This is a genomic window from Burkholderia orbicola, assembly GCF_900100915.1.
GTDB lineage: Bacteria > Pseudomonadota > Gammaproteobacteria > Burkholderiales > Burkholderiaceae > Burkholderia > Burkholderia orbicola.
Genome location: NZ_FNKW01000002.1, coordinates 1184181 through 1194111 on the forward strand (window position 1 = coordinate 1184181; position 9931 = coordinate 1194111).

11 protein-coding genes are annotated in these 9931 nt (G+C 66.5%); 7 read left to right on the plus strand and 4 right to left on the minus strand.

Annotation, left to right across the window (positions count from 1 at the left end; translation table 11 throughout):
* Positions 1 to 19: 19 nt before the first annotated feature.
* The 3 genes from BLS50_RS22220 to BLS50_RS22230 all read left to right on the plus strand — a co-directional run bounded on the left by BLS50_RS22220 (position 20) and on the right by BLS50_RS22230 (position 3524).
* A complete protein-coding gene (locus BLS50_RS22220) occupies positions 20 to 1243 on the plus strand; it encodes an RtcB family protein (protein WP_027810110.1) in 1224 nt (407 codons plus the stop codon).
* Positions 1244 to 1298: 55 nt separating this feature from the next.
* A complete protein-coding gene (locus BLS50_RS22225; protein WP_074804105.1) occupies positions 1299 to 2114 on the plus strand; it encodes a nucleotidyltransferase domain-containing protein in 816 nt (271 codons plus the stop codon).
* A 258-nt stretch (positions 2115 to 2372) separates the two neighbouring features.
* Complete coding sequence (locus tag BLS50_RS22230) at positions 2373 to 3524, plus strand: DUF1176 domain-containing protein (RefSeq protein ID WP_074804107.1); 1152 nt, start codon at positions 2373 to 2375, stop codon at positions 3522 to 3524.
* Positions 3525 to 3536: 12 nt separating this feature from the next.
* Here the strand turns inward: BLS50_RS22230 and BLS50_RS22235 are convergent, their stop codons facing one another.
* A complete protein-coding gene (locus tag BLS50_RS22235; RefSeq protein WP_074804109.1) occupies positions 3537 to 4208 on the minus strand; it encodes an O-methyltransferase in 672 nt (223 codons plus the stop codon).
* A 149-nt stretch (positions 4209 to 4357) separates the two neighbouring features.
* On the opposite strand from BLS50_RS22235, the gene BLS50_RS22240 reads away from it, so the two are divergent.
* Together BLS50_RS22240 and BLS50_RS22245 are read left to right on the plus strand one after the other, a co-directional pair.
* Positions 4358 to 5653, plus strand: a complete 1296-nt coding sequence (locus BLS50_RS22240; RefSeq protein ID WP_074804110.1) for an O-acetylhomoserine aminocarboxypropyltransferase/cysteine synthase family protein — start codon at positions 4358 to 4360, stop codon at positions 5651 to 5653.
* A 165-nt stretch (positions 5654 to 5818) separates the two neighbouring features.
* Positions 5819 to 6544 (plus strand): ZIP family metal transporter, encoded by a 726-nt coding sequence (locus BLS50_RS22245; protein WP_074804111.1) that lies wholly within the window; start codon positions 5819 to 5821, stop codon positions 6542 to 6544.
* Between the two features lie 22 nt (positions 6545 to 6566).
* On the opposite strand, the gene BLS50_RS22250 is transcribed toward BLS50_RS22245, so the two are convergent.
* Together BLS50_RS22250 and BLS50_RS22255 are read right to left on the minus strand one after the other, a co-directional pair.
* A complete protein-coding gene (locus tag BLS50_RS22250; RefSeq protein WP_074806597.1) occupies positions 6567 to 7055 on the minus strand; it encodes a hypothetical protein in 489 nt (162 codons plus the stop codon).
* Positions 7056 to 7117: 62 nt separating this feature from the next.
* The gene (locus tag BLS50_RS22255; RefSeq protein ID WP_069230756.1) at positions 7118 to 7393 is read right to left on the minus strand and encodes a DUF4148 domain-containing protein; all 276 of its coding nucleotides are present in this window, start codon (positions 7391 to 7393) and stop codon (positions 7118 to 7120) included.
* Positions 7394 to 7708: 315 nt separating this feature from the next.
* On the opposite strand from BLS50_RS22255, the gene BLS50_RS22260 reads away from it, so the two are divergent.
* Complete coding sequence (locus BLS50_RS22260; RefSeq protein WP_074804113.1) at positions 7709 to 8869, plus strand: porin; 1161 nt, start codon at positions 7709 to 7711, stop codon at positions 8867 to 8869.
* A 200-nt stretch (positions 8870 to 9069) separates the two neighbouring features.
* Here the strand turns inward: BLS50_RS22260 and BLS50_RS22265 are convergent, their stop codons facing one another.
* Complete coding sequence (locus BLS50_RS22265; RefSeq protein WP_074804114.1) at positions 9070 to 9396, minus strand: hypothetical protein; 327 nt, start codon at positions 9394 to 9396, stop codon at positions 9070 to 9072.
* A gap of 206 nt (positions 9397 to 9602) precedes the next feature.
* Between BLS50_RS22265 and BLS50_RS22270 the strand changes: the two genes are divergently transcribed.
* Positions 9603 to 9890 carry a DUF4148 domain-containing protein gene (locus BLS50_RS22270; protein WP_053525626.1) on the plus strand — a complete coding sequence of 96 codons (288 nt, stop codon included), beginning with the start codon at positions 9603 to 9605 and terminating at the stop codon, positions 9888 to 9890.
* Positions 9891 to 9931: the final 41 nt, after the last annotated feature.

Consider the following 9931-nt stretch of genomic DNA (forward strand, 5'->3'; position numbering starts at 1 on the left):
AATGAATCAGGTGAAGCAAATGACCGACATGGATTATCAGGTGATGGAACTGGCGAACGGCAAGCCGGTGAAGATGTGGACGCAAGGTGTCGCCGTCGAGGACGAAGCGCGCGCGCAACTGCGCAACACCGCGCAGATGCCGTTCATCTTCGGCCACGTCGCGGTGATGCCGGACGTGCACCTCGGCAAGGGCTCGACGATCGGCAGCGTGATTCCGACGAAGGGCGCGATCATCCCGGCCGCGGTCGGCGTCGACATCGGCTGCGGGATGATGGCCGCGCGCACGACGCTGACGGCGGCCGACCTGCCCGATTCGCTTGGCGGGCTGCGCAGCGCGATCGAACGCGCGGTGCCGCACGGCCGCGCGCCGGGTCGCCGCGATCCGGGCGCATGGGGCGATCGCACGCCGGCCGCCGTGACCGACGCGTGGAAGTCGCTGCAGCCGGGCTTCCAGCGCATCGTCGACAAGTATCCGAAGCTGGCAAAGACGAACCACTACGCGCATCTCGGCACGCTCGGCACCGGCAACCACTTCATCGAAGTGTGCATCGACGAAGCGGACCGCGTGTGGTTCATGCTGCATAGCGGCTCGCGCGGCGTCGGCAATGCGATCGGCAGCCTGTTCATCGAACTCGCGCAGGCCGACATGCGACAACATATCGCGAACCTGCCCGACCGTAATCTCGCGTACTTCACCGAAGGCAGCCGGCACTTCGACGATTACGTCGAAGCGGTCGGCTGGGCGCAGGACTACGCGCGGCGCAACCGGCAGGCGATGATGGACGCGGTGATCGGTGCGGCACGCGGCGTGATCGCGAAGCCGTTCTCGGTCGACGAGCACGCGGTGAACTGCCACCACAACTACGTGCAGCGCGAACGCCACTTCGGCGAAGACGTGCTCGTGACGCGCAAGGGCGCGGTGTCCGCGCAGAAGGGGCAGCTCGGGATCATTCCGGGCTCGATGGGCGCGAAGAGCTTCATCGTGCGCGGGCTCGGCAACCCGGAAAGCTTCTGCTCGTGCAGCCACGGCGCGGGCCGGACGATGAGCCGCACCGAAGCGAAGCGCCGCTTCACGGCCGACGATCAGGCGAAGGCGACGCAAGGCGTCGAATGCCGGAAGGACGCGGGCGTGGTCGACGAAATCCCGATGGCGTACAAGGACATCGACGCGGTGATGGCGGCCCAGCGCAGCCTCGTCGAAGTGGTGCATACGCTGCGCCAGGTGGTGTGTGTGAAGGGATAGCGCGGTGTGCGGCCGAGGGCCAGCGGCCGCGCACAACGAAAGGAAAACGACAACGATGAAAACCGACAAGGCAATGACGACCGTGCGCAGCGCGCATCCGATCGACCCGGTGGTGCGGGCACGCGTGATGGCGGAGCTCGCGGAAGTCGAACGCCGCCATGATGTATGCGTGCTGTTCGCGTGCGAATCGGGCAGCCGCGGCTGGGGATTCGCTTCGCCGGACAGCGATTACGACGTACGCTTCGTGTATGCACACCGGCGCGACTGGTACCTGAGCGTCGAACCGCAACGCGACGTGATCGAGCGGCCGCTCGACGACGAGCTCGACGTCAGCGGCTGGGAATTGCGCAAGGCGTTGCAACTGCTGCGACGCTCGAATCCGACGCTGCTCGAATGGCTCGACTCGCCCGTCGTGTATCACGAAGATGCGCGCTGGGCACCGCGGCTCAGATCGCTGGCATCGGCGTTCTTCTCGCCGGTACGCGGGCGTCATCACTACCTCGCGATGGCGAAGAAAAATTTTCGCGGCTATCTGCAAGGCGACACGGTGCGTTACAAGAAGTACCTGTACGTACTGCGTCCGCTGCTCGCGGTGCGCTGGATCGACATGGGGCTCGGCATGCCGCCGATGCGCTTCGTCGATCTCGTCGACGGGACCGTGCACGAGCCGACGGTGCGCGCGGAGCTCGATGCGTTGCTCGCGCTGAAGATGAGCGCGAACGAAAGCGAATACGGGCCGCGCCGGCCGGCGATCCACGCGCTGGTCGAGACGATGCTCGCCGATGCCGAACACGATCGCGAATACAAGCGGCCGTGGGGCGACGTGGCGATGCTCGACGCGTTCCTGCGTGACGTGGTCGACGGCCGATGAAAAGTGAACGGCGCGATGCCTCCGGGGATCGCGCCATTTTTGCATCCGCACTCGTCCGATCAATGCAGACGAGCAACGATCGTGCCCGCGTACTACGTGTCGTCGTCACGATCGCAGCCCCATCGCGGCGGTATACTCGATGCCGTTCGGCACAGCGCGCCGCCGCATGCGCCGCAGCCTTCGACCTGCCCGCCTGCTGACGATGCGCTTGCAGTCCGACATCTTCCGCCCGCCCATCCACAGTCGATACGAACCGTCATGTCGCACCGCCTTTCGCTCGCCATCGCCGCCCTCCTCGCCGTTTCCCCGTTCGTTGCCGAGGCTCGCCCGCTCGCGCGGCCACCGGTCGAACGCGACTTCAAGAACTGGTCGGTCGTTTGCGACAACGGCAACCGCTGCATTGCCGAAAGCCACGCGGACGATATCGATGACGCACGCACCAGCCTCATCCTGCGCGTGACGCGCGATGCCGGCCCGGATGCGCAAGCCTCGCTCGACATCTATGCGTCGGCGCCGCTGGACCTGCGCAGCGCACGCGTGGATGGTCGCCCGTTCGATGCAATGGCGGCCCGATGGCATGCGTTCGGCGGCAAACCGGACGATGACGACGCGCACCCGTTCCGGATCCGGACCAACGATCCGGCAACGGTTGCCGCATGGCTCACCGCATCGCGCAATGCACAATTGCTGAGCTTCGGCGATCCGGCGTCGGCACAAACCGCCCGCACACCGTTGACGGGATTGAGTGCCGCGCTGCTGTTGATCGACGACACGCAGGGCCGTGTCGGCACCGTCACGGCGTTGCTGCGCCCGGGCACCCGGCCGGCGTCGGCGGTGCCCGTCGCACCGGCACTGCCACCCGCCGTCACGCCGGCCCCGGCCGTCGCAAACCTGTCGGCCGCGGAGCAACGGCCGCTCGTCGATGCGGTGCTCGCGAAGTTCGGCGGCGACGTGAAGCAATGTGCGGCCGATGTCGAAGACGAAATGCCGGCGAGCGATCGCAGGAAGGCGTCGACTGCCGTGGCCGTCTCCGCCGACGAAGCGCTGGTCGCGATACCGTGCCAGACCAGCAGCATGTATAACCACACCGACCTGTGGTATCGCGTGCGGCGAACTGCGCCCTACTCGCCGACGGCGATGAATTTCGGCGAGAACGCGAACGCGGGACTCGATTCGGCGTCGTTCGCAAACGAACTGACCGACGCCGGCTACGATCCCGCCAGCGCGACGCTATCGAGCAAGGTGCGGTTGCGCAGCGCCGGCGATTGCGGCTCGACCGCATCGTGGATCTTCGACGGCCGGCGCTTCCTGCTCGACGACATCGCGACGCACGGCGCGTGCAACGGCCTGTTCCAGGACCAGTGGCCGCGCCTGTATCGCCGAGCCGAGGCGGCCGGCGGCTCGCACTGACGTCAGATCACGTCACGCAGCACCGACGATCGAGATCGAGAACCCGTCCCAGCCCTTCTGCCCGACCGTCTGCACGGCGGTCGTCGCGAGCGCCGGCTCGGCCGCGAGCCGCGCGAACCCCTCGCGCACGCCGACCACGTCCGGCTCGCGATTGTCCGGATCGGCCACGCGCCCGCCACGCACGACGTTGTCGACGACGATCACCGTGCCGGGCCGCGACAGCTTCAGCGCCGCGTCGAGATAAACGGCGTTGTTGTCCTTGTCCGCATCGATGAAGACGAAGTCGAACGGCGCCTCCCCGGCGTCGATGAGCCGCGCAAGACTATCCTTCGTGCTGCCGACCACCACCGACACGACTTGCGCAAACCCGGCGCGCGCGATGTTCTCCGTCGCGACCTTCGCGTGTGCCGGGTTCAGCTCGAGCGTCACCAGCGAGCCGCCCGGCGGCAATGCGCGTGCCAGCCAGATCGTGCTGTAGCCGCCGAGCGTGCCGACTTCGAGAATCCGTCGCGCGCCGCGGATCGTCGCGAGCAGTTGCAGCAGCTTGCCCTGGTTCGGCGCGACGTTGATCGCCGGCAGCCCGGCCGCGTCGCTCGCCGCGAGCGCGGCGTCGAGCACGGCGTCGGACGGCACGAGCGTCGCCGAGAAATACGCATCCACCTGGTTCCACCGATCCTGATTCATCGCGCACCTATCGTCTGCGGAAAAGGGCATTCTATGCGCCGCGCGCCCATAAGCAACCCACCATTCGTTCTAAGGGTAGCGGCACACGTGCTCCTATAATCGCCGGACGGCAGGCCCCCTCGACCTTCACAACAACAAGCGGAGCACCCATGACCGATCAGGCCCATTCGAACTGGCGTCTCGAAACCATCGCCGTGCACGGCGGTTATCGTCCCGACCCGACCACGCGCGCGGTCGCCGTCCCGATCTACCAGACCGTTGCGTACGCATTCGACGACACGCAGCACGGCGCCGACCTGTTCGACCTGAAGGTCCAGGGCAACATCTACACGCGGATCATGAACCCGACGACGGACGTGCTCGAGCAGCGGATCGCCGCGCTCGAGGGCGGCATCGGCGCGCTCGCGCTCGCGTCGGGGCAAGCCGCCGTCACCTACGCGATCCAGACGATCGCCGAAGCCGGCGACAATATCGTGTCCGCGAGTTCGCTGTATGGAGGCACCTACAACCTGTTCGCGCACACGCTGTCGCAATACGGGATCACCACGCGCTTCGCCGACCCGCGCGACCCTTCCTCGTTCGAGCCGCTGATCGATGCGCGCACGAAGGCGATCTTCGCGGAATCGGTCGGCAACCCGCTCGGCAACGTCACCGACATCGCGGCGCTCGCGGAAGTCGCGCATCGCCACGGCATCCCGCTGATCGTCGACAACACGGTGCCGTCGCCGTACCTGCTGCGCCCGTTCGAGCACGGCGCGGACATCGTCGTGCACTCGCTGACGAAGTATCTCGGCGGGCACGGTACGAGCCTCGGCGGCGCGATCGTCGATTCGGGCAAATTCCCGTGGGCCGAGCACGCGGACCGCTTCAAGCGGCTGAACGAGCCGGACGTCAGCTATCACGGCGTCGTCTATACCGAAGCGTTCGGGCCGGCCGCGTATATCGGCCGCGCCCGCGTGGTGCCGCTGCGCAACATGGGCGCGGCGATCTCGCCGTTCAACGCGTTCCAGATCCTGCAGGGGATCGAGACGCTCGCGCTGCGGGTCGAGCGGATCAGCGACAACGCGCTGAAGATCGCGCAGCATCTCGCGCGCCACCAGCACGTCGAATGGGTGAACTATGCGGGCCTGCCCGAGCATCCCGATCATCCGCTCGTCGGCCGCTACCTGTCGGGCCGTGCGCCGGGCATCCTGACGTTCGGTGTGAAAGGCGGCCGCGACGGCGGTGCGAAGTTCCAGGATGCGCTGAAGCTGTTCACGCGACTCGTGAACATCGGCGATACCAAGTCGCTCGCGACGCACCCGGCCTCGACCACGCACCGTCAGTTGTCGCCGGCCGAACTCGCGAAGGCCGGCGTGAAGGAGGAAACGGTGCGGCTGTCGATCGGCATCGAGCATATCGACGACCTGCTCGCCGATCTAGACCAGGCGCTCGCGCAGCTTTGACCGCAACGGGCACGCCGGCCGCTTGCCGGTGCGTCCACATCAAACCGCTTGACTCTGGAGCGGCTTCAAGGTGTTCAATCCCCCGGTTGACGCCGGGGCAATGCCCGGCGCGTACGATCGTGCCACGCGGCTTCCGCTGCGCCACGCCAACCGCCGAGAGGACTCATGACACCGACCGCGAAGCTTGCGCTGCTCACGTTACCGCCCGTGCTGGCGGCCTGTATCGGCGCCCTCGCGGCCGCATGGCGCGCGCCCGGCCCGAAGACGTCGAGCGTGATCCAGCATTTCACCGGCGGTATCGTGTTCGCGGCCGCCGCGCTCGAACTGCTGCCGCAGGACCGCGCGCATGCGCTGTTTCCCGTCGTCGTCGGTTTCGTGCTCGGCATCGCGCTGATGCTGGCGATCCGCGCGCTGTCGGGCGCGATCGAGACGCGCTTCGAGGACGCGCGTTTGCCGGTGAGCCTGATCATCGTCACCGCGATCGACCTCGTCGTCGACGGCCTGGTGCTCGGCATCGCCTTTTCCGCGAGCGACGAAAGCGGCATCATCCTGACGGTCGCGCTGACGCTCGAGGTGCTGTTCCTCGCGCTGTCGGTCAGCGCCGCGCTGGCCGCGGCCGGCGTCGGCCGCATGCTGGCGATCGTCGTGCCGGTCGCGCTGGCGGCGCTGCTGAGCGTCGCGGCCGTTGCCGGCAATGCGGCGTTCGCCGGACTGCCCGCGAATATCTATGCGGCGCTTCTGGGGCTGGGCACCGTCGCACTGTTGTACCTCGTCACCGAGGAATTGCTGGTCGAAGCGCACGAGGTACCCGAAACGCCGTTCGCGACGGCCGCGTTCTTCATCGGCTTCATCGTGTTCTTCCTGATCGAAGGATCGGTGAAGGCCGGGTAAGCCGCGCACGACGGCGCGGCGCTTACCAGGTCGTCGCGCCGGTCGGATAGGTGTCGACGATGCGCGTGCCGTTGACCGGCGTGACACCCTCGTTGTGCAGCGCGGTCCACAGGTCGATCGCGTGCTCGCGTGATTTGCGGCTGCCATCGTCGGTCAGCACGTTCAGCGCGATCACTTCGTCGCGCATCGTCAGCTGCAGTTGTTCCTTCAGCTTGCGCGATTGATGCGACGCGGTACGGACGTCGCCGAGCACGATCCGTTTCTCGTCGCCCGCATCGGCCGGCACGAACGTCAACCGGCCGTTGTCGACCTCACATTGCCCGCGCGCGAACGTCGCGGTCCACGCACCGGCCGGCACGGCAGCAAATTCGCAGCGCATCCGCTCGTTCGCGCGGCGGCCAACGTCATGCGCCGGCGCGTGCGACAGCGCACGTTCCGGCCAGCCGGCCGCCATCGCGGCCGTCGACATCAGGCACACCGCCAGTACGATTCCTTTCGCGACATGGCGCATCGCACGCTCCCTTCCGTAAAGGCGGCCGTCGGGCGTCATCCCGGTCGGCCGCGAATGAACGATCAAAGCACCGCGAAGCGGTTGTCGTGTGCATCGACCATCGGCGTCTTCTCGCCACGATGAACGGTCGAGCGATGAATCTCCTGATTGCGCGCGACGGCAGCCGGGCTCGCCGGATAGTCGTGATTGGGGCTCGGGATCACGCCGTCGTGGCGCGCACGCACGAGTTCCTGAATCACTTCCTGGCGGCTCTTCGGCTGCGCGGCCACGGCCTGCGAGAAGGCGGCAATCGACAGCGCGACGGCAGCAATGCCGATCAGCGGACGCGGAATGTTCATGGGGTGGGCTCCTTACTGGAATTCCGTGACAGGAGCCTTCACTTTGATCCCGCGGCGGTGCGGATGCGTGACCGCTTCATGACGTTTTCGTCACCGTCCACGCATCTTGTACATCGCAGTACGAATCGAAATCACCGCATGTTTCCGCACGCATGACACCGCGATGACATTTTTCTCATTTGTTCCTCACCTCCACGATCCGAACGCTTTCCAGAATCGCCAGCGCAATCGCGATATGCCGGCCCGTCGCTGCCACGCGCGGCGCCTGCATCGAACGATGCACGAAACGTTCATCTTGAACTTCAGGGACACACCATGAAAACTCCAGTTCGACTCGTCATGATGTCAGGGGCGCTGCTGACGGCCTCGCACGCGGCTCATGCAACGGAAGTCACGCTGTACGGCCTGTTCGATACATCGCTGACGGTTGTGTGGAATGCCGATGCGCAAGGCAGGAACCTCGTCGGCCTCGGCAACGGCAACCTGCTCGGCAACCGCTTCGGCGTGAAAGGCGCGGAAGATCTCGGCGGCGGGCTGAAAGCGATCTTCACGCTGGAAAACGGCTTCAACCCGAACACCGGCGCGCTCGGGCAAGGCAACCGGATGTTCGGCCGGCAGGCGTTCGTCGGGCTGGAAAGCGCTCGCTGGGGAACACTCACGATCGGCCGCCAGTACGACGCGCTCGCCGATGTCGCGTGGCCGATCACCGGCGATTTCTACTTCGGCAGCGTGTACGCGACGCCTGGCGACGTCGACAACTACGACACGTCGTCGCGCACCGACAACGCGGTGAAGTACACGTCGCCCATGGTCGGCGGCTTCCAGTTCGTCGGCATGTACGCGCTCGGCGGCGTGGCCGGCAAGAGCGGCGCCGGCCAAACCTGGTCGGCCGGCCTGTCGTACAACCATGGCCCGTTCGACGCGGCGGGCGGCTACTACTATGCGGCCAACCGCGCCTCGCTCGCCAACGGCGTCCGGACCGGCTGGAACGGCACGTCGGACGGCACGTTCGACGGGTCGCTGGTCAACGGCGGCTACCGCTCCGCGAAGTCGATCGGCATCGCACGCGGCGCGTTGCGCTACACCTTCGCGCCGTTCACGATCGGTATCGATTACAGCAATGCGCAGTACAAGGCCGATGCGATGTCGGCCTTTCGCAGCACGCAGAAATACGACACCGCGCGCGGGTTCTTCAACTATCAGGCAACCGCGAGCCTGCTCGTCGGCGTCGGCTACAGCTACACGAAGGCCCGCGGCGATACGAGCGCAACCTACCATCAGGTGTCCGCCGGCGCCGACTACGTGCTGTCCAAGCGCACCGATCTCTATGCGGTCGGCGCGTGGCAACGCGCGAACGGCGAACAGCGCACGCTCGACGGCGGCACGCAGGCGGCCCAGGCGTCAATCGGCTCATATGGCTACGGCGGCACGCGCACGCAGGGCATCGTCAATCTCGGTTTGCGCCACCGCTTCTGAGCGAGGCAACCGACCCTGCGCGCTGCGTGACGAAAATGTCATGTTCCGATCAGCTTCGCGATGCGTCGCGTCGCTACGATCGGCACGGTATCGGGCCCTGCCCGTTCCCGTCCACGCAGCGGGTCGCTGCCGCACGGCACGATCACGCGTTAGGCCCGGGCTCGTCGAGTGCCGGGCCATTTTTTACGCGCGTCCGACGCTCACGGCGCGGAATTGCGCCGCGGGTACATGCACGGATGCGTTTTCACGTACAGGTTCGGATTGCCGCAGCGATGCCCGGCATAGTCGACTTGCTCGCCCGGCGCCAGGTCGGCCGGCACGGGCTTGCGCGCGGCGCCGTAAGTGGCCGTGGTGTCGGAACGTGTCGATGCGCAGCCCGCGAACAGCGGGGCAATCAGGATTGCGATCAAGGCGAGGCGAATGGCGGGACGAGGCAATTTTCGGTCCGGAATGAAGGTCTGAACGGCGCCGCCCGCGATCGATGCGGCTGTCGCGATCGGCACGAATGCCGCCGGCGCATCGGCCAACGGCAGGCTTCATGTTCCGCTTCCCGCTCATCGCATCCGTGACGCGAACATGACGGTTGCGTCATGTCGACCGAGTCCGCATGACGCCTTCTTGCCCCCCGCAATCTGACGCATTTTTCATCTCGCGATCACGATCACGCACGGCTGCTTTCGCATACTGGGTCCATGGTTCGCCACCCGGCGGCCCTGATCAAGGAGAGCACTCGATGAAAACGGCAAAACTCGCAGCACTGTTCGTCACCGCCACGCTGTCGCTCGGCATGGCCACGCAGGCCGCGTTCGCCCAAACGCAAACGCAGGGCAAGTCCCGCACGCAGGTGATCAACGAACTGAAGCAGGCGCAGCACGACGGCGTCGTGCCGATCAGCAAGACGCAGTACCCGCCGACCGGCGAGATCGTCGCGCGCAACAAGGAGCTTCACGGGATTTCGGTGCATGGCGGCGAGAAGAAGCCGCAGACCGACAACCACGACAACCTGACCGCGAAGCAATGATGGCGGGCCACATGGCCGCGGGCAGCGCACCGCGCGCGGCC

Coding starts and splice junctions, on each gene's coding strand:
- BLS50_RS22220 (WP_027810110.1), top strand. CDS start 20: ATGACCGACATGGATTATCAGGTGATGGAACTGGCGAACGGCAAGCCG.
- BLS50_RS22225 (WP_074804105.1), top strand. CDS start 1,299: ATGAAAACCGACAAGGCAATGACGACCGTGCGCAGCGCGCATCCGATC.
- BLS50_RS22230 (WP_074804107.1), top strand. CDS start 2,373: ATGTCGCACCGCCTTTCGCTCGCCATCGCCGCCCTCCTCGCCGTTTCC.
- BLS50_RS22235 (WP_074804109.1), bottom strand. CDS start 4,208: ATGAATCAGGATCGGTGGAACCAGGTGGATGCGTATTTCTCGGCGACG.
- BLS50_RS22240 (WP_074804110.1), top strand. CDS start 4,358: ATGACCGATCAGGCCCATTCGAACTGGCGTCTCGAAACCATCGCCGTG.
- BLS50_RS22245 (WP_074804111.1), top strand. CDS start 5,819: ATGACACCGACCGCGAAGCTTGCGCTGCTCACGTTACCGCCCGTGCTG.
- BLS50_RS22250 (WP_074806597.1), bottom strand. CDS start 7,055: ATGCGCCATGTCGCGAAAGGAATCGTACTGGCGGTGTGCCTGATGTCG.
- BLS50_RS22255 (WP_069230756.1), bottom strand. CDS start 7,393: ATGAACATTCCGCGTCCGCTGATCGGCATTGCTGCCGTCGCGCTGTCG.
- BLS50_RS22260 (WP_074804113.1), top strand. CDS start 7,709: ATGAAAACTCCAGTTCGACTCGTCATGATGTCAGGGGCGCTGCTGACG.
- BLS50_RS22270 (WP_053525626.1), top strand. CDS start 9,603: ATGAAAACGGCAAAACTCGCAGCACTGTTCGTCACCGCCACGCTGTCG.